The organism is Bacillus sp. NTK034 (assembly GCF_017303275.1).
Lineage (GTDB): Bacteria > Bacillota > Bacilli > Bacillales > Cytobacillaceae > Cytobacillus.
This window is the reverse complement of sequence record NZ_JAFKOJ010000011.1, coordinates 120633-136946: the sequence shown is the minus strand read 5'-3', so window position 1 is coordinate 136946 and position 16314 is coordinate 120633. Positions and strand designations below refer to the sequence as shown.

Sequence of the window (16314 nt, the reverse complement as noted above, 5' to 3'; positions counted from 1 at the left end):
CTTTTTTGCTGGCTGGGAATGCACTGTAATTAGTTTTTTTAAGGTATCCTATTCCTGGTAATAAAGTAAAATAGAACTATTGCATAATAAGGGTGTGCATAGGATGACCATGCGGGATTTTCTTGATTTTTGCAAGGATCATATGGAAGCTGAAGGGATTGAAAACCGGGAGGGTTTTGATTGGCTTCGGAACAAGGGATACCAGCTTTTTCAGGGATATCTGTTTGGAAAACCTGCGCCGATTGCAAAAAAAGATAAGGTATCAGTAAAGTAATGAAGAAAATGCCTGTATTTTGCAAATCTGAACCAAACTCTTATTGTTTTTTTCCATCTGGAAAGATTTATGTGCGGATAGCTGAAAAATATATGCACATAAAATTTTTTCTGTGCGGATAGAAAAGATTTGTGTGCGGATAGAAAAATTTATGTGCGTTCAGCTTTTTTTGAAGGTACTTCCTGCATCATGGCCAGAGGCTTTTTCATGGTTGTCGTATACGGACTGAAATAATTGTTATGTAATCTATCCGCAATATATGTAACCTTTCACTCATGTTTATATTGCGGACCCAGGGGAATAGTCTACATAGAAACATAATACTGCAAGAGGAGATGATAAAAAATGAAGTATAAGAATCTGCTTTTATCAATTCCATTAGGAGCAGGATTAATGTTAGCAGGCTGTGCTTCTGAGCAGGATCCGCCTCCGGAAGATGAGGAAAACATGGAAATGGATCAGCAGGAAGATAACGAAGAGCCAGATTTAAGTGAAGAGCCAAGCGAAGAGGAAATGGATGAAGAAGAACCTGATATGGATGAAGAGCCTTCTGAAGAAAATAATAATCAGTAAATAAACTATATCTGAAAATGGCATCCCATGCGGATGCTATTTTTGTGCATAGAAAAAGTCAGCATAAAAGATGCAAAGGCGATACCTTTTGCACCAGTTAGATTAAATTAAGATTTAGTGACCTAAGAAGCTGTCATGGTTATCAGTAAATCAGCTTAATTTTGCCTGCATCAAGCCTGATACCATATGACTTTGCCTCAGTTTAAGATAGTCCAGTTTCCTCCAAATTAGAGTGAAGTAATGAAATTTTCCAGAATTTAGAGGGGATTTTTCCAAAAGAGAAGAATACTCTCTTTATAAATTTTAATAGGGGAAAAGACGATGGACATTAAAACAAAGAGATTAACCGTAAGAAAGTTCAAGTCAGAAGACTGGCAGGCAGTTTATGAGTACACATCAAATCCAGAAGTAATGAAATACATTCCAGGTGGTATTTTTACAGAAGAAGCTGCTAAAGAGTTTATCCGCATGAATACCGAAAAAGCAGAGCATTTTCCCGTTCTTTTAGAAAATGAAGAGGTACTGATTGGCCATGTCGCTTTTCATAAGTATTTTGGCGATCATACATATGAAATTGGCTGGGTTTTTAATCCGAAGTATTATAATAAAGGCTACGCATCAGAAGCAGCATATGCAGTGCTGAAATATGGCTTTGAAGAACATGGCCTGCACCGGATTATTGCAACCTGCCAGCCTGAGAATCCGCCTTCTTACCGGGTGATGGAGAAAATCGGCATGAGGCGGGAAGGTTTTTTCAAAAAGTGCATTCCACATGGCGATGAATGGTGGGATGAATATTATTATGCGATTTTAAAGGAAGAGTGGAACATGGATAAATAAACAAGCAAGTATATCACCATCCTGAATGGCAAAAATAATAAAATCAGGAGGTGATATACATGGCTAAAGATGTTCTTTGTGAAGTAAATAACTGCACCTTTTGGGAAAAGGGAAATAAGTGCAGTGCAGATGCTATCTATGTTGTCAGCCATACAGGCAAGCAGGCGTCCAACAGCAAAGAGACAGACTGTAAAACCTTTGAACCTGAAGTTTGATCCAAGGGGTAACCGATTTGGTTACCTTCTTTATCTATTATTGATAATAATTATCAGTTTCATTCAAAAAAATTTTACCATGCTGATTCTTTTGTTTTTCGAAGTGGAGTCAGTTTTTTCATGTTCTTAAAGATTTTATAATGGGCAGTAGCTACTTTTTCTTCTACATAATCCAATGAATAATCACCCGATGGATCAGATAGTTCCCCAATCGCACGTGATAGGTGATCAATGACTGTTCTGTATGATTCATTCTTCTTATGGTCTTCCTTTGAATTCATTTCTACCATAATGTCGTGAGCAAGGCTTTGAATTCTCCGTAAACGAATTTGCTTCGCTGGCATATATCGCATCCTCCCCTTTTTTTGCTGAATCAATATATTATATATGGCCTTTTCATAGAAAAAATAACTGAAATCCGATGTGCGCATTTATTGGAATATTATAGTATAATGAGTGAGTCTTATTTTTTCTGACAATTTAGTAAAAGGAGGCGTTCAATATGCTAAATAAAACTTTAGTCATTATGGATCAAAGTAAGGGGAGAACGCCTAATTAATTTCAGCGTTTCCCCAAAATGTGAAAAGGGGAAATTTAAATGAATACTGGGAATGTGAGAATAGAAGAAGTAACAGCAGATAATTGGTATGAATGCTGCCTGCTCGAACTTGCAGAGGAACAAAAAGCCTATTTGGAGCCGAATGCTTTTTCCATTGTGCAATCTAAATATGAATCGGCGCTGAGACCGTATGTGATTTACTTGGAAGATAAAGCTGTCGGCTTTTTAATGTTTAATACATGTATAGAAGAATTGGATGCTTACTGGATCTACCGGATTATGGTTGATAAGTCGCACCAAGGCAAGGGAATAGGCAAAAAAGCGACGGATCTGATCATTGCGGAGATGGCAAAACTGCCGAATGCGAAAAAAATTGCAGTAGGCTACCATCCTGAGAATCGTGGGGCACACAAGCTTTATGCAAGTTTGGGGTTTGCAGATCATGGCCACCGATTTGGGAAGGAAATGGCGGTTGTGAAAGATTTAGGCTAAGGAACAGGAGGAAGAAGCAGAATGAAAGTGGGAATGGCCCCGTTTATAGGAGGGCTGATTTTGCTTATGTCCTGCATCTTTCTGTCTGCCTATTGGACAGTCGCCGGCAGTTTCATGGGGATCTTCGGAGGCATGATGATGGGAAGCTCTTCTTATTTCCTTGCGAAACCGGACAAAAGGCAGGTTAAGCGATAATGGAATTTATGATTTTTTTATTTGTATTCTTTATTTTTCTGGCAATCAGTTCTGTAATGAATGTGTTATTCAAGATGACCGAAAAGAAACATTGGGGTATGTCACTGCTGCTGAGTCTGGTGTTAACAGTCATTGCCATTGCCATTTTGGGGATTAAATAAAGATTGAATCCGGGTATTTTTGGTATAAAAATGCTTGGAAAACACAAACTTTAAGTATCCTATTACGAAAAGGTGATGAAAAATGGATAAACAATATCATTTTGCAAGTTTGTCCGACGGAGATCTGCAGCAGGTGCATAATCTGGAAAAGCGGTTAAGTGAGGAAAAGGGAGAAGAAGTCATCCTCATTGCTTATCATGATCAAAAAGAGAACAATGAATAAAATGAGTAGAAAACCCCAGGCAGAGATTGTAAATCAAACTGTATATCCAGAAAAAGACGCTTGGGAATTTTAAATCCCAAGCGTCTTTTTCTGGATAATTTATTATTTATCTACAGACAGTGCATCATACACCTTCACCTGAGGAGGTGCAGAAAAGTATTGTGGAGCCTTTGCTGTAAATGATGTAAAATGTTCTGTCTGATTGTGGAACTTCACAGCGTCCATATCCTTCCACAATTCCATCATGGTATAGGAACCCGCTTTTTCTGTATCTTTTACCAGGTCATAAGAGATATTGCCTTCTTCTGCTCTGGAAGCCTCGATCAGCGGACGAATTTCAGCAAGAAAATCATTTTCTTTATCAGTTTGTACTTGGAAGCCAGCATGAATAATGATCATGTTATATTTCTCCTTTATGAGTTATTTCCATTCCGTGATATCTTCAACAGGCAGGCGGACAGATTTATACCCCTGATCAGCAGCTTTGCCGATTGAGATAAGCATGACAGGGTAGTAGCGTTCCTTATCCAGATGGAATGCTTCAGCTATCCTGTCTTTTTCATAGCCTCCAATTGGATTTGTATCATAGCCATGGGCACGAGCTGCAAGCATTAGCTGCATGGAAACGAGACCAGCATCGATCAGGTTCATTTCTTTCTTTTGCTCGAATGTCATATTTTCCACTAAGCCTTTGATGGATGGCACCTGGGTGTCTCTTACATCAGCAGGCATGTATCCTTTTTCAACAGCTGTATCATAAATTTTTTCAATGTATGCTTCACTCTTCATATCAACAAAGACAGCGATGACAGCTGCTGATGTCTCAACTTGTCTTTGATTGAATTTTGCGAGCGGTGCCAGTGTGTCTTTGCCTTCTTTTGAATCAATGACCACAAAACGCCATGGCTGCAGGTTTACGGATGAAGGAGCTAAAGATGCTTCTTCCAGGATTTCAGCCATTTCTTCTCTGCTGATTTTGACTGTTGGGTCATAATTACGGATGGAACGTCGGCCTGTGATGATTTCTTTATAGTCATTGATAATGGTTTTATTCATGATGAACTCTCCTTTATGTTTTTCTGGATGTGAAAATTAAATATTATCTACATTTTCCTGGATGCGTGTGAGCATATTTAGTAGTGTGCTTCGCTCAAGTTCCGAAAAGCCGTTCAGGATTTTGGAAATAAACCGCTTCTTTTCTTCGCAGTAAGCAGCAATTTTCGTTTTGCCTTCCTCTGTCAGGCTGACGTAAGTAAAACGGTTATCTTCAGGATTTTTCCTGCGGATCACCATGCCCTTTTCTTCCAGCTGTTTAAGGTGTCTTGTGACAGCAGCATGATCAATATTCACTTTTTTCTGAAGCTCCCGCTGCGTAATTTCTTCCGCTTCAAAAAGCTCCCGAAGAATCTCAAGCCGTGATTGGCTGATGCCTGTACAGCGTTCAAACTTTGGCATTGTCTGTTTGCTGAGTTCAAACAGCCGGGCAGCAATTAATTCTTCTTCCTTTGAACATTTGAACACAGCATCCCCCGCCTTTTAGATAATTGATAGGTCAATGATTGATACGTCAATTAATATACTGCAAAATATTTTAGAAGTCAAACTGGATGCTTAAGGCAAAGAAAACCCTGCTGAACCAACTTATGGATCAGCAGGGTTATCAGTCATTGAGCTTCGTTTTCCTAAAGTTTCTCTGCTTCTATCAGCCATACATATCGATTGAGCTGCTTAAACTCAACAGAGAATTCATTGGAATGAAACATGCTTTCTAATATGGGGATGGTTGTATAGTGTTCTGTTTCCAGGTCTTGTGCCAGGCTGAGGTAATGATTGTTTTTAGCTTCCTGGATAAAAGTCTCTTTTTCGCCCATGCTTCCAAAGACAGTATCGGCAAAAACGACTTTCCCGCCAGTTGAAAGGAGGGTGGCATATTTAGAGATGGCATTGGCTTTTTCGCTGTCTTCTAAATGATGGAATGCGTACGAGCTGACAAAGGCATCTATGGGACCAAACAATTGAAAGTTTAAAAAATCACCATCTAATAATGTAAGATGAGGCATTTTTTTGCCTGCTATTTTTCTCATGGCAGCAGAAGGTTCCACTCCGATTATTGAACAGCCTTTCTCCAGTAGCCTTTGAGTTAGGTTGCCGGTACCTGTACCGAATTCCACCACATTTCCATTCACAAGATTGGCAACCTCTTGAAGGATATGTTCATAATTCAAAAACACCTCTTGATATTCAATGTCTTTACCCGTTACAGCCTGATCATAGGATTCTGCCCAATGATCAAACAAATCTACAAATTCACGGCCCATTGTAAAAATCACCCCTTCAATTCTTATAATACTTATTGGTATAGTATGAATTAATATCTCACTTGGCAACTTTGCAATCATCCTTAATTCTCAGTTGCCAGCGGATTTTTCAGCTGACAATTGACAAAAATAAACTTAAAACATACTATGCAAGTAGGAATAATAGGAATTAAAAGAAACGTAAGAAATATCCAAAAAACGCAATGAAGAAGAGTAACCATTCTTTCTGAAAAACAGAGGTGCTGACGATGAATTATTACAGCAGTGTGAATGAATTAATTGGGCGTACCCCTCTTGTGAAAATTAAACACTATGCTATTCCGCAGGGAGTAAATGTTTTCGCAAAGCTTGAATATTTTAACCCGGGAGGCAGTGTAAAGGACCGGTTAGGACAGAACTTGATTCAGACAGCTATTGAGGATGGGCTGGTTCCGGAAGATGGGGCTGTAATTGAACCGACTGCAGGGAATACAGGAATTGGCTTAGCGCTTGCTGCTATTGGAACGAAGATCAAAATCATCTGTGTCGTACCTCAAAAATTCAGTGTTGAAAAACAGAAGCTAATGAAGGCGTTAGGGGCAGAAGTTATTAATACCCCGACTGAAGAAGGAATGAAAGGCGCTATTAGGAAGGCGGAGGAACTGCTGCTGAAGATTCCTAATTCCTATAGTCCTCAGCAGTTCAGCAATGAAAATAACCCGCAAACGTATTATGAAACATTGGGACCTGAGATTTTCGAAGCATTAGATGGGAAACTTGATATTTTTGCAGCTGGAGCAGGGACTGGCGGTACGTTTATGGGCTGCGCCAGATATCTTAAAGAAAAGAACCCAAAGATAAAGACAGTTATCGTCGAACCTGAAGGCTCCGTTTTAAATGGCGGAAAGGCAGGGCCGCATCGAACCGAGGGAATCGGGATGGAGTTTTTGCCGCCGTATATGGAAATAGGCTTATTTGAGGCCATTCATACCATTTCAGATAAAGATGCCTTCAAACGAGTGAAGGAGCTGGCATTGCTGCAAGGATACTTAGTTGGAAGTTCGTCAGGAGCTGCTTTTGAAGCAACGCTGAGAGAAGCTGAAAATGCTCGGCCCGGCACGAATATTGTCACCATTTTTCCTGACAGCAGTGAGCGGTATATAAGTAAATCAATTTATGAGGAGGATGAACAATGAGAAGGAAAACACAAATGATTCACGGCGGTATTTCCAGAGATGATTATACAGGTGCCGTCTCCATACCTGTCCACCATGCCAGTACCTTTAAACAAGATGGAGTGGGCAATTTCGTTTATGAGTATGCAAGAACCGGAAATCCGACCAGGCATGCTTTAGAGGAATTAATAAAGGATCTGGAAGGCGGATACCGCGGGTTTGCTTTCGGTTCCGGCATGGCAGCTATTTCTTCTGTAATGCACTTATTTTCAACAGGAGATCATGTTATTTTCACAGATGATGTGTATGGCGGGTCCTATCGATTAGTGACAAAGGTTTTGACGAAATATAATGTAGATGTAACCTTTGTGGATACAAGTGATTTGGCTGCTGTGGAAGCGGCAATACAGGAAAATACAAAAGCCATCTATGTTGAGACACCGACGAATCCATTGCTGAAGATTACAGACCTGGCCGGAATTTCCAAACTGTCCAAATCCAAGAATTTGCTTATGATTGTGGATAACACCTTCAGTACACCATACTGGCAAAATCCAATAGAACTGGGTGCTGATATAGTCTTGCACAGTGCCACCAAATATATAGGCGGACATAGTGATGTGGTTGCCGGGCTGGTTGTGGTGAATACTGAACAGCTTGCAGCAGATATGCACTTCATCCAAAATTCAATTGGTGCTGTTCTGGGACCGCAGGATAGCTGGCTATTAATCAGGGGAATTCGGACACTGGCCATTCGGATGGAGGAAATTGAAGAAAATGCGAAAAGGGTGGCAAATTTTCTTACCAATCATCCGCAGGTTTCAAAGGTTTATTATCCAGGATTTAAAGATCAAAAAGGCCATGACATTCACTCAAAGCAGGCACGGGGATTTGGCGGAATGATTTCCTTCGATGCCGGAAGCGGTGAAAAGGCAGAAGAGGTGCTGAAAAAAGTAAGATATTTTACCCTGGCAGAAAGTTTGGGTGCAGTTGAAAGCCTGATTTCCCTTCCAGCCAAAATGACGCATGCATCGATACCGAAAGAACGCCGTCTGGAACTGGGAATTACAGATGGCCTGATTCGAATTTCAGTTGGCCTGGAGGATGCCGAAGACTTAATTGAGGATTTGCAGTCAGTGCTATAAGGAAAAGCCCCATTTAGTTACAACATTCTAAATGGGGCTTGCTTTTTTTATATAATATGATTAACTTCTTAAAGCTCTTCTGACTTTCCTTGCAAAATTGATTGGATGATCAACAACCTGGATATTCACATAAATGAGGCTGGGCTGATCAAATAGCCACTCATTGTGTACGGACGAAACGGTTATTCCCTGTTTAATAATGGCACCAGCAAATCCATCAACTTCCTTTTGCAAAAGGGCCACCCTGCCCAGACACAATGCCCGTCCTGACCTGGTATCCATCGATTCAAATGAGAAAGAAGTTGTTACGTTAAATGGTTTTCCCATAATGGTGACTTCCAGTTCATCCCGATTAATCGTTGCAACACACTTCCCGCCGGCAAATCCTTCCTGGCCGCCGATTGTTCTTGCAAACTGCTGACACAGCGCTTCTTCATTAATAGCCATACCTTTATACCTCCCCGTCACTTATTATTAGTGACCTGCCCTAACAACTTTTGCTCTAATGTATGATGTTGGGCTCTGGAGTGTTCTGGGCATCAGTATCAAAACAAATAAGCTATATTAATTATTAGGGTTAATGTGGTAATATAAGGTAAATGGAAGGAGTGATGCCATATTCAGCTTCCCCATGAAAAAGGTTTAATACCTAAGTTATTCAGCCTAAGCCTGATTTACATTTTAAGTGTAATCCCCATTAGCATCATTTGTGTTAACTTCATTCATATATTCTACTTTCATCCTCAATTCTTCTTAGCATTTAGCACCTATAAGCTATCTTATGTGATTTTTAGTGCAGGATTTTTTCTTTTGTTCGCTGTTGCCGGGCTTTTTCTGTATTCCAGGGAAATGAATTCTTCAAAACGGCTGACATTAACAGCTGTTTTCTTGTTTGGCCTGTCTCTTTTCATATTCTTTATGTCTTTTGATGTGTATACCTATTTGGATGAAAGCGGAATTCATATAAATAGCGTATCCAATATAAAGGCAGTTGAAAGCTATCAGTGGGAAGAGGTAGAGTCGGTCACTCAGCTAAACAAGAGAGGGCTGCCAGCTCAGCTTGAGATTGCTTTAGAAGGTGATAAAAAGATTTTGCTGAATCTGCATTCAGACTGGTATGCAAAGAGAAGGGCGTTTTACGAGGTGCTTCGGGAATATGAACTTCCACTTGATACAAGGGAAAAATAAGTGCCTGTCATCTCAACAGGCACTTATTTTCTTAATTATGGTCTGCAAGAAAAACATCATCTATCTGCCGGGCTAGCTTAAAATCCAGACCTGTCAGCCCATTTTCACTCCAGGAAGTGAGGGAGACGATCACCATTTTGTATTGAATGGCGATAAAAGGATGATGATTTTCGTTTTCAGCAAGAGATGCAATTTTATTTACGAAGGCGATACCGTCTAAATATTCTTTGAAGCGATAGCGCCGTTCAATCCATTTGCTGTCTTTTCTTTTCCAGTCTGGCAGCTTGGATAGTTTCCGGGCTATTTCTTCTTCACTTATTTTTGTCATACTGTGACATGCCTCCAATCAAAGATGACATCGAGTCCGTTTTGAATCAGGCGGACATAGCGTTCTTCCTTACTTAACTTTTCAAGCTGGTCCAGAAGCAGTTTTTTCAAAGGCGATTCTTTGTCATGCTTTTCAAGCAGTTCCAGAACTTCCAGCTGAAGCAGCCATTCTTCCGGGAACTCATCAAGAATTTTTCCGATAACACTGTGAAGAAGGACATCCTGAGGGAAATTCGTTTCCCGGATTTGTCTTACTTCCGCATATAATTCTTCCAGAGGGGTTAGGGCTTTTCCTTCTTTTGGGCTATCTTCATTCATAACAGATTCTCCGTGGAATGCAGCGTAATCCGCTGCGATTGGACGTGCAGAAACAATCTGGCTGCCCACAGCTAAATCATAGATGCCCCAAGTGGGGTGGAACAAGATTTCATCTTCCTTTTTGACGAGACATTCTTCAAGTGATATTAAAACAAGGGAATCATGATTAAATAACAGATTCGTCACATGGCCGGAAATTTCTACTCCGCTTTCGAAGGTGATTTGCATCATTTTATTCATCTCGATGCCAAGTTTTTTCAGGCTCTGTTCTGTTTGATTTTCAAGCCTAATGCCTCCAGCCAATTTTCCGATCGGCGCTCCAAAGCCGTCATGGTGAATATCAGGCCCATGATGATTAATTTGTTCATTTTGAATCGAAAGGGCACTCGGACCTGTCGTTTTGACATAGATGGCTTCACCTTCTGCATCCTTTATGATATCAGTGAAAAGACCAGTAATTTGAATGCCTGAATTGAGTTCGATGTGCGCAACCTGGCTTGAAGCGATCGCTTTTTCGATAGCCGCTGTTCCACCTTGCCTGAAGGCCATGGACTCGCCGAATCTCGTCACTTCCTCTATCAATTGTTCAAAGCTTTCGCAAACAAATAGCTGGGTCTGCATAGATGTAACGTCATAGCTGGTGTTAATAGCATCTTCAATTGTGAACCGGCGTTTCTTCACCTGATCGGACAGGCAATGCTTGCTTTCGCCCACAGATGACAGCAGTCCTGCACCAAAGATTTTGGGCTTCTGCAGTTCGCCAATCAGGCCAAATTCGACCGTCCACCAGAAAATCCGGGAGATTTGCTCAGCTTCAGAAAGTCCTTTTACTTGCCGCTGTTTTTCCATTAATCGCTGTTTGGCTGCTTCAATTTCTTCTTCAGTTGAGGCTGGACTTTCCATGACAATCGATAAATGCCTGGTTGCCTCAAACACCTCATGTTCTTCTTTTGTCGCAAAAGCGTTAGCTCCGATATTCCCTATTAATTTAACAAACTCTGAGTAGGTTTCATCAAATAAAATCGGTGCATGCCCCGCCGCTTCATGGAGAATGTCAGGAGCGGGTGTGTATTCGATATTGGTCTTCTGGCGTATATCCGTTGCGATAGGAAGGATGCCATGCGCTTGAAAATCAAAAAACGCTGTGCCGGGAATCAATCCGTCGACAATGACAGCCCCCCAGCCGATTTTATCTAAATGATCGTTCATTTCACTTACCCGTGGAATGCTGTCGATGGAAATGCCGGATGACTTCAGACCTGAAGTGAATGCATCATGGGCGATGTCCTCAAGGAAATGATGATTTTGCCTCATCACATATCTCCAAACCGCATGGTCAATGGGACTGTAAGCATTGTAATGCTGCTGGGCTGTAAAAGGGCGTAAGTGCAGGGGAATCGATTTCTTCATTTGGTAGGTCTCCTTTTATTAGTTTTCATGCTTAAACGCTTTTGAGTGCGAAAGTAAATGGATATAAAAAGTCCCTGCTGAATTTTCATTCAGCAGGGACGAATTTATTCGCGGTACCACCCTGATTGTAAGTATATAACTTACCACTTCACAGAATAACGGCTAAACCGTCTTATTTCAGAAAAGAAATAAGAAGCTCCAGAAACGTAATTCATGATCTCCTTTGTACTGGTTTTCAGCACCACCAGCTCTCTGTAACAGGGAGGATACCACTACTTCAATTCCTTCAAAGCATTTAAGTATTAGGATGCTTTATATCTTAAACGCTTTTAAGTGTTAAAGTCAACACATTTTATTTAATAAAAAGAAAAAGCCCAGAAGCATTTCTGAGCTTGTGTATTATTGTTCAATTTTAGCTGATCTGCGCTCCTGCTCTGCCATGATTTCCGCATCTTCGGCATTGTCCCGTGTCACTTTCTGAGTCAAAATGGATCCGACCGCCACCAGAAGCATGACGGCAATGTAGTACCCTTTTTCATTAAGCTCCATATCAGCATTGTAAAGTCCGATAAGAAACAGACCAACACCGGCAATCAGTGTAAAGTATGCTAAAAATGTAAAAGCTGGCGTGTTTCTCCTTCTATACTTTTGCATATGTTTCAATCCCCTTTTTCCATAATATATTCTCTCGCTATAAGGTCTGCCATCAATTCAGCAGATGTAACATATTATTCTTTATGACTTAAAATTATCCTTTTTTGTAAAAAAATGCAACAAAATAATCTAAGTGTTTTTACTATTTTTGGTGTGAGTTTTTTAGTTTATTGAAAATCCACTTAAATTTTAGAAGAAAAGTTGGTTTAGATAGGTTAGTATTTAATTTACAGTATTTGGATGGTGTTGGGGTGAAGAACTGTTTCTATCGATATATAAGAAATAACGGTTAGGAGGTGGCAGAGTGCGCTATATTTTATTAACTGCAGTAATAGGTTTGCTGATATATATTCTTTTTCGGATGTTTAAGTCCAGAAGAGACATATCAGGCAGTAACTATACCCCAATTGATGACTTGGATTATGGGCTGGTGGGGAAAAGCAGCAAGGAACCATAAAATTGAAGCCAGAAGTGAAACTTCATTTGAAGATAGAAAGGAGAAATAAATCGGGATACTATGAATAATACAGAAGTATATAATGATCCAATTTTATATGATAAAGAGCCCTGCGGTATGTTTTACCTAGAGAATGGAACGGCTTCTATTGAATAACGGAATGGGGATTGTCCATGTATTTAGCGATTGGATGGAGACACCTGTCACATCTGATAGCTATGGAATGGTTTATGTTTGCATAAAGATGAGTGAAGTCCAGGGATTTATGCTGCCTGCCTCCGTAAATGAGGGCAGGTTTTTTTATGAGAGTCACCTAGTGAATGTCCATATTATGGTAAAATTAATTTAGGAATATTTGATCAGGAGGGGTTGGTTTGAAAAGAGTTTTGTGTTTTTCAAGATTTATAGTGATGCTGACGATACTGTTCACATTGGCTTCCTGTTCCGAAAAGGATAAATCGAGCAATGTACCTGATGAAAACCAAGTTGAAGAACAGATTGTTTATTCATTTGAACATCCGGAGACAAAACAGAAATACAAAGTCGTACACGCTTATAAGCTATATACTTCTCTGATTGATCAGCTCGAAAAAAATCCTGAAGCTGCCGGTGAAGTTTATCAGAATAATATAATAAATAATGTCTACAGCACCTGCTTTAAGGACGGAGAACACCTCCACATGGTAGATAGCCTGCTGAATTGGACTCCTGAAAACCCTGATTCAATTACGAAAGTTCTGAACGAAATCGATGAAGAAAAAACAAATGCTGTCATTAAGGAAGCACTTTTTAAATCCTCAGATTATTTACCTTCGGAGAATGAAACAGCAGTTTGCGTTTTTCCTTCACATCCCGGAGATGCCAATACAATGGTCGCGGCAGGAGCTGGAAAGATTACTGTCTTTTACAATGAATTTTACACAGAAGATATGATTAGAGCAGGCATAGCGCATGAATATCATCACAGTATCTGGACTGAGAAACACTTAAAGATGGGTATGTCTTTTTCTGTGCTGGATACTCTCATTTTTGAAGGGAAAGCTGTGATGTTTGAAAAACTCGTTTATCCAGATATCACCTTTTCTCATGTGGACCCAATGTTTAATAAAACTTTTTGGGCCAAAATTGAAGGGGATCTGGATACATATGATCTAAATCGCTCTCTGGAGATCTTAATGGGCGGTCAGGCCCTTCCCCGTCATTATGGCTACAGTGAAGGCTATAAGATGATAGAATCTTATCTCAAACTGCATCCGGCTACTACTCCGGAAGAGTGGACAGCCTTGAATGCGGAAAGGATTTTTCAAGAGGGGCAGTATTTAAAAAATTATCAGTAGCACGAAGGAGGAGTTAGGGTGAAAAGAATGCCGTTTGAAAGACCTGCAGAGCATTATGATGAAAGACTGTTATCCATTGACGAGAAGATCTGTTCTTTGCTGAAGCAGCGGAAGGAATTATCTGATAACCCTGGGTATCCGCGGCTTGAAGTGATTTCGGATTGGGCAGAAAAGTATGGCCTTTATGAGGATTATCTAAGGTCATTATTCGGACTGCTTGAAAATGATGAGCATTTCCGCCCGCAGGTCGAGCCTGTAAATTTCCAGAAGTATATCCCGATTTCGAGGTCAGTTGAGAAAGAAAAGTCTATATACTCAGTCAACTTTATTCGGCAATATGAGAATTCGAGTGTTGTGAATTTTAATATTGATTGGGAAGCTGACGCAGAAGATGAAAGAGATCGGTTTTTTCGTCATAGTTTCTGGAGTCTTGAAATAAGTGGTGAATATGATACAAGAGAAACGGGCGGAGGAGGTTCAAGCGGACATATCAATCACAATTTCGTTGTATCTCCTCCTCTGCCAGATGATATATCCGGGCTGGAGTTTATTTTCAAAGAGTATAAAACTCCTTTTAAGAAGCAGCCCACAGACCTGGAGATAAGGATGGATCTATGAACCAAAAGAATGATGTCACCTCGTTAATGAACTTAATGGGCATCAGCTCTTCGGTTGTAGCCTATTTTATTTTGTATATAGTTCAATTCAGCTTTGTAGAGGAATTAATTGAGTAAATAGGAGGCTAATCTGAGAATCACTCAAAGTTCCTGCTTAATATTAATGATCAAGGTCCATAATGAAGAGGTGGCTATTTGAAAGGGAGAGAGAATATGACTTACGAAGAAATCATGCAAAAGCTTGAGGAGCTTGGTACAGAGCAGACCAAGCGGATCTTTATGAATCACGGGGCGAAGGAGCCCTTTTTTGGCGTGAAGGTTGGAGATTTAAAAAAGCTTGTGAAGTTTGCAAAGAAGGATCATGGCCTGGCACTGCAATTATATGAATCAGGAAATCATGATGCGATGTATTTGGCAGGACTATCTGTCAATCCGAGGCTTATGACAAAGGAGACTTTACAGGAATGGGCTGAAAAGGCATATTGGTACATGGCTGCGGAGTATACAGTTGCCCAGGTGGCAGCGGAAAGTGATTATGCTCTTGAACTGGCCCGGGAGTGGATCAAATCAGAGGATGAAATGGTTTCGGTCTGCGGCTGGAGCACTTATTCCAATTATGTATCAATCACATCTGATAATCAGCTGGATGTCAGCGAAATAAAAGCATTATTGAGTAAAGTTAAAAATACCATTCATGAGGAAAAAAACCGAGTACGGTATGTGATGAATGGCTTTGTCATCTCAGTGGGCTCTTATGTACCGGACCTGAATGCGGAAGCGAAGAATGTCGCTGAACATATCGGAAAAGTGCATGTAGACGTCGGAAACTCTGCCTGTAAAGTTCCTTTGGCAAAGGAATATATTGAGAAGGTGGAGTCGAAGGACCGGGTTGGGGTTAAGCGAAAGACTTGTATATGCTAAGAGAATCTAAGAAGGCAGGCATGGTAATTTCCATGCCTGTGAAACCATCAATAATAATACATGTGCTGAGGGAAATATTGCTGGGTGTATTGATATTGCTGGTTTGGTTCAGGGCTATTAGCATTTCTGCTGCAGTCTTTTGCCGGTCCGATAAAGGTTGAAGGCTGGACAGGTGCTACGGTCTTCTTCCATTGCTTTTCATCCATACAATAAGTGTGCGCCATTATATTTGAAGGTGTTAATTTTAGAATGTCAGATCCCAGGATGACTTCAGGAGAAGGAGCATTAAAGATGGCCAGCAGATGAGTGCTGTCGGTATTAGCTACCTCATAATGCCACCAGCCTTGAGGGACATTGGCTACTTGCCCGGGTGTAATGTAATAGTTCAGGATTTGTTTTGTAAATGGATTAAGTAATGAAACCGTTGCAGCTCCGGATATGCAATAAACCAATTCAGCAGCGTTTTGGTGATAATGAGGTTCTATTACATTATTTTTGCTAAGATAGATGTCCAGAAGCGAGACATCTTCCAGCGTGTTTAATTGCTGAATGCCCAAAACATTTATTAAATTCCGGTTATCTTTTTTCATCAGATTGCTTTTGTTTACATCAAAAAAGTAATTTAAAGACGGAGAGGTGTAATCCAAATATTTAACCATTGCTGCTCAGTCCTTTTGTGAAATTGAATTTCTCAGATAAAGTATGCATAGGCACCCAATCAGTGCATGTACTAAATAACGTGGTTGTGTTTGAAAAAGAAGGAGAGCAATAAATGAAAAAAAGGCAGTAAGGTTCGCAGCTGGTATGGAATAGTAAAATCATCATTCCATCAGTTCTATAGGCAAAAGAAATCTAAGCACTGCAGTCTCGTTATTTGTTTCCCTGCCCCATGTGTATCCTCCATCATTCCACATTAACCTGCATTATTTTCCATGT

General features: G+C 40.3%; 25 protein-coding genes and 1 other annotated feature. Of the genes, 15 read left to right on the top strand and 10 right to left on the bottom strand.

All coding sequences use genetic code 11. The annotated features are described in order from the left end of the window. The first annotated feature begins 103 nt into the window (after positions 1-103). From JI665_RS24540 to JI665_RS24525, 4 genes are all read left to right on the top strand, one after another. On the top strand, positions 104-274 hold the full coding sequence (locus JI665_RS24540) for an EAL domain-containing protein (protein WP_206845163.1): 171 nt from the start codon (positions 104-106) through the stop codon (positions 272-274). Between the two features lie 345 nt (positions 275-619). Continuing rightward, positions 620-847: a hypothetical protein gene (locus tag JI665_RS24535; RefSeq protein WP_206845161.1), complete on the top strand. Its 228-nt coding sequence runs from the start codon at positions 620-622 to the stop codon at positions 845-847. A gap of 321 nt (positions 848-1168) precedes the next feature. Next, entirely contained in the window at positions 1169-1687 is a 519-nt protein-coding gene (locus JI665_RS24530) for a GNAT family N-acetyltransferase (RefSeq protein WP_206845160.1), read from the top strand. A gap of 59 nt (positions 1688-1746) precedes the next feature. After that, entirely contained in the window at positions 1747-1902 is a 156-nt protein-coding gene (locus JI665_RS24525) for a DUF1540 domain-containing protein (RefSeq protein WP_206845159.1), read from the top strand. Positions 1903-1976: 74 nt separating this feature from the next. Here JI665_RS24525 and JI665_RS24520 read toward each other — a convergent pair whose 3' ends face one another. Next, positions 1977-2246 carry a hypothetical protein gene (locus JI665_RS24520; protein ID WP_206845158.1) on the bottom strand — a complete coding sequence of 90 codons (270 nt, stop codon included), beginning with the start codon at positions 2244-2246 and terminating at the stop codon, positions 1977-1979. 254 nt (positions 2247-2500) lie between these two features. Between JI665_RS24520 and JI665_RS24515 the strand changes: the two genes are divergently transcribed. The 4 genes from JI665_RS24515 to JI665_RS24500 all read left to right on the top strand — a co-directional run bounded on the left by JI665_RS24515 (position 2501) and on the right by JI665_RS24500 (position 3532). After that, complete coding sequence (locus tag JI665_RS24515) at positions 2501-2953, top strand: GNAT family N-acetyltransferase (protein WP_206845156.1); 453 nt, start codon at positions 2501-2503, stop codon at positions 2951-2953. A 21-nt stretch (positions 2954-2974) separates the two neighbouring features. Further along, positions 2975-3148 carry a hypothetical protein gene (locus tag JI665_RS24510; protein ID WP_206845154.1) on the top strand — a complete coding sequence of 58 codons (174 nt, stop codon included), beginning with the start codon at positions 2975-2977 and terminating at the stop codon, positions 3146-3148. Beyond that, positions 3148-3309, top strand: coding sequence for a hypothetical protein (locus JI665_RS24505; protein WP_206845150.1), 162 nt, complete (start codon positions 3148-3150; stop codon positions 3307-3309). The genes JI665_RS24510 and JI665_RS24505 overlap by 1 nt, the downstream gene beginning before the upstream one ends. 82 nt (positions 3310-3391) lie before the next feature. Further along, positions 3392-3532, top strand: a complete 141-nt coding sequence (locus JI665_RS24500; protein ID WP_206845149.1) for a hypothetical protein — start codon at positions 3392-3394, stop codon at positions 3530-3532. Between the two features lie 102 nt (positions 3533-3634). Here the strand turns inward: JI665_RS24500 and JI665_RS24495 are convergent, their stop codons facing one another. The 4 genes from JI665_RS24495 to JI665_RS24480 all read right to left on the bottom strand — a co-directional run bounded on the left by JI665_RS24495 (position 3635) and on the right by JI665_RS24480 (position 5850). Next, a complete protein-coding gene (locus tag JI665_RS24495) occupies positions 3635-3931 on the bottom strand; it encodes a putative quinol monooxygenase (protein WP_206845148.1) in 297 nt (98 codons plus the stop codon). Positions 3932-3952: 21 nt separating this feature from the next. After that, positions 3953-4588, bottom strand: coding sequence for a nitroreductase family protein (locus JI665_RS24490; RefSeq protein ID WP_206845147.1), 636 nt, complete (start codon positions 4586-4588; stop codon positions 3953-3955). 36 nt (positions 4589-4624) lie between these two features. After that, the gene (locus tag JI665_RS24485) at positions 4625-5053 is read right to left on the bottom strand and encodes a MarR family winged helix-turn-helix transcriptional regulator (protein WP_206845146.1); all 429 of its coding nucleotides are present in this window, start codon (positions 5051-5053) and stop codon (positions 4625-4627) included. Positions 5054-5214: 161 nt separating this feature from the next. Next, a complete protein-coding gene (locus JI665_RS24480; protein ID WP_206845145.1) occupies positions 5215-5850 on the bottom strand; it encodes a class I SAM-dependent DNA methyltransferase in 636 nt (211 codons plus the stop codon). 248 nt (positions 5851-6098) lie between these two features. On the opposite strand from JI665_RS24480, the gene JI665_RS24475 reads away from it, so the two are divergent. Both JI665_RS24475 and JI665_RS24470 read left to right on the top strand, forming a co-directional pair. After that, positions 6099-7025 carry a PLP-dependent cysteine synthase family protein gene (locus JI665_RS24475; protein ID WP_206845144.1) on the top strand — a complete coding sequence of 309 codons (927 nt, stop codon included), beginning with the start codon at positions 6099-6101 and terminating at the stop codon, positions 7023-7025. Further along, on the top strand, positions 7022-8149 hold the full coding sequence (locus JI665_RS24470; protein WP_206845143.1) for a bifunctional cystathionine gamma-lyase/homocysteine desulfhydrase: 1128 nt from the start codon (positions 7022-7024) through the stop codon (positions 8147-8149). The genes JI665_RS24475 and JI665_RS24470 overlap by 4 nt, the downstream gene beginning before the upstream one ends. Before the next feature lie 60 nt (positions 8150-8209). Here JI665_RS24470 and JI665_RS24465 read toward each other — a convergent pair whose 3' ends face one another. Then, entirely contained in the window at positions 8210-8596 is a 387-nt protein-coding gene (locus tag JI665_RS24465; RefSeq protein WP_206845141.1) for a DUF1259 domain-containing protein, read from the bottom strand. 363 nt (positions 8597-8959) lie between these two features. On the opposite strand from JI665_RS24465, the gene JI665_RS24460 reads away from it, so the two are divergent. Next, positions 8960-9337 carry a hypothetical protein gene (locus JI665_RS24460; RefSeq protein WP_206845138.1) on the top strand — a complete coding sequence of 126 codons (378 nt, stop codon included), beginning with the start codon at positions 8960-8962 and terminating at the stop codon, positions 9335-9337. Between the two features lie 31 nt (positions 9338-9368). Here the strand turns inward: JI665_RS24460 and JI665_RS24455 are convergent, their stop codons facing one another. The 3 genes from JI665_RS24455 to JI665_RS24445 form a co-directional block, all read right to left on the bottom strand. Next, the gene (locus tag JI665_RS24455) at positions 9369-9665 is read right to left on the bottom strand and encodes a 4a-hydroxytetrahydrobiopterin dehydratase (RefSeq protein ID WP_206845137.1); all 297 of its coding nucleotides are present in this window, start codon (positions 9663-9665) and stop codon (positions 9369-9371) included. Next, complete coding sequence (locus tag JI665_RS24450) at positions 9662-11392, bottom strand: aromatic amino acid hydroxylase (RefSeq protein WP_206845135.1); 1731 nt, start codon at positions 11390-11392, stop codon at positions 9662-9664. Before JI665_RS24450 ends, JI665_RS24455 begins: the two co-directional genes overlap by 4 nt. 91 nt (positions 11393-11483) lie before the next feature. Further along, positions 11484-11691: a binding site (T-box leader), on the bottom strand. 100 nt (positions 11692-11791) lie between these two features. Further along, on the bottom strand, positions 11792-12046 hold the full coding sequence (locus JI665_RS24445; RefSeq protein WP_009335475.1) for a YiaA/YiaB family inner membrane protein: 255 nt from the start codon (positions 12044-12046) through the stop codon (positions 11792-11794). A 304-nt stretch (positions 12047-12350) separates the two neighbouring features. Between JI665_RS24445 and JI665_RS24440 the strand changes: the two genes are divergently transcribed. The 4 genes from JI665_RS24440 (at position 12351) to JI665_RS24425 (ending at position 15378) form a co-directional block, all read left to right on the top strand. Further along, complete coding sequence (locus JI665_RS24440) at positions 12351-12503, top strand: hypothetical protein (protein ID WP_206845133.1); 153 nt, start codon at positions 12351-12353, stop codon at positions 12501-12503. A 374-nt stretch (positions 12504-12877) separates the two neighbouring features. After that, positions 12878-13840 (top strand): DUF2268 domain-containing putative Zn-dependent protease, encoded by a 963-nt coding sequence (locus JI665_RS24435; RefSeq protein ID WP_244671312.1) that lies wholly within the window; start codon positions 12878-12880, stop codon positions 13838-13840. 18 nt (positions 13841-13858) lie between these two features. Beyond that, a complete protein-coding gene (locus JI665_RS24430) occupies positions 13859-14458 on the top strand; it encodes a hypothetical protein (RefSeq protein ID WP_206845132.1) in 600 nt (199 codons plus the stop codon). Positions 14459-14670: 212 nt separating this feature from the next. Continuing rightward, positions 14671-15378 (top strand): DNA alkylation repair protein, encoded by a 708-nt coding sequence (locus JI665_RS24425; protein WP_206845131.1) that lies wholly within the window; start codon positions 14671-14673, stop codon positions 15376-15378. A 47-nt stretch (positions 15379-15425) separates the two neighbouring features. Here the strand turns inward: JI665_RS24425 and JI665_RS24420 are convergent, their stop codons facing one another. After that, positions 15426-16037: a cupin domain-containing protein gene (locus tag JI665_RS24420; protein WP_206845130.1), complete on the bottom strand. Its 612-nt coding sequence runs from the start codon at positions 16035-16037 to the stop codon at positions 15426-15428. Positions 16038-16314 lie beyond the last annotated feature (277 nt).

Bases quoted from the DNA above. Each gene is read 5' to 3' on its own strand.
- JI665_RS24540 (WP_206845163.1), top strand. From the start codon at position 104: ATGACCATGCGGGATTTTCTTGATTTTTGCAAGGATCATATGGAAGCT.
- JI665_RS24535 (WP_206845161.1), top strand. From the start codon at position 620: ATGAAGTATAAGAATCTGCTTTTATCAATTCCATTAGGAGCAGGATTA.
- JI665_RS24530 (WP_206845160.1), top strand. From the start codon at position 1,169: ATGGACATTAAAACAAAGAGATTAACCGTAAGAAAGTTCAAGTCAGAA.
- JI665_RS24525 (WP_206845159.1), top strand. From the start codon at position 1,747: ATGGCTAAAGATGTTCTTTGTGAAGTAAATAACTGCACCTTTTGGGAA.
- JI665_RS24520 (WP_206845158.1), bottom strand. From the start codon at position 2,246: ATGCCAGCGAAGCAAATTCGTTTACGGAGAATTCAAAGCCTTGCTCAC.
- JI665_RS24515 (WP_206845156.1), top strand. From the start codon at position 2,501: ATGAATACTGGGAATGTGAGAATAGAAGAAGTAACAGCAGATAATTGG.
- JI665_RS24510 (WP_206845154.1), top strand. From the start codon at position 2,975: ATGAAAGTGGGAATGGCCCCGTTTATAGGAGGGCTGATTTTGCTTATG.
- JI665_RS24505 (WP_206845150.1), top strand. From the start codon at position 3,148: ATGGAATTTATGATTTTTTTATTTGTATTCTTTATTTTTCTGGCAATC.
- JI665_RS24500 (WP_206845149.1), top strand. From the start codon at position 3,392: ATGGATAAACAATATCATTTTGCAAGTTTGTCCGACGGAGATCTGCAG.
- JI665_RS24495 (WP_206845148.1), bottom strand. From the start codon at position 3,931: ATGATCATTATTCATGCTGGCTTCCAAGTACAAACTGATAAAGAAAAT.
- JI665_RS24490 (WP_206845147.1), bottom strand. From the start codon at position 4,588: ATGAATAAAACCATTATCAATGACTATAAAGAAATCATCACAGGCCGA.
- JI665_RS24480 (WP_206845145.1), bottom strand. From the start codon at position 5,850: ATGGGCCGTGAATTTGTAGATTTGTTTGATCATTGGGCAGAATCCTAT.
- JI665_RS24475 (WP_206845144.1), top strand. From the start codon at position 6,099: ATGAATTATTACAGCAGTGTGAATGAATTAATTGGGCGTACCCCTCTT.
- JI665_RS24470 (WP_206845143.1), top strand. From the start codon at position 7,022: ATGAGAAGGAAAACACAAATGATTCACGGCGGTATTTCCAGAGATGAT.
- JI665_RS24465 (WP_206845141.1), bottom strand. From the start codon at position 8,596: ATGGCTATTAATGAAGAAGCGCTGTGTCAGCAGTTTGCAAGAACAATC.
- JI665_RS24455 (WP_206845137.1), bottom strand. From the start codon at position 9,665: ATGACAAAAATAAGTGAAGAAGAAATAGCCCGGAAACTATCCAAGCTG.
- JI665_RS24450 (WP_206845135.1), bottom strand. From the start codon at position 11,392: ATGAAGAAATCGATTCCCCTGCACTTACGCCCTTTTACAGCCCAGCAG.
- JI665_RS24445 (WP_009335475.1), bottom strand. From the start codon at position 12,046: ATGCAAAAGTATAGAAGGAGAAACACGCCAGCTTTTACATTTTTAGCA.
- JI665_RS24425 (WP_206845131.1), top strand. From the start codon at position 14,671: ATGACTTACGAAGAAATCATGCAAAAGCTTGAGGAGCTTGGTACAGAG.
- JI665_RS24420 (WP_206845130.1), bottom strand. From the start codon at position 16,037: ATGGTTAAATATTTGGATTACACCTCTCCGTCTTTAAATTACTTTTTT.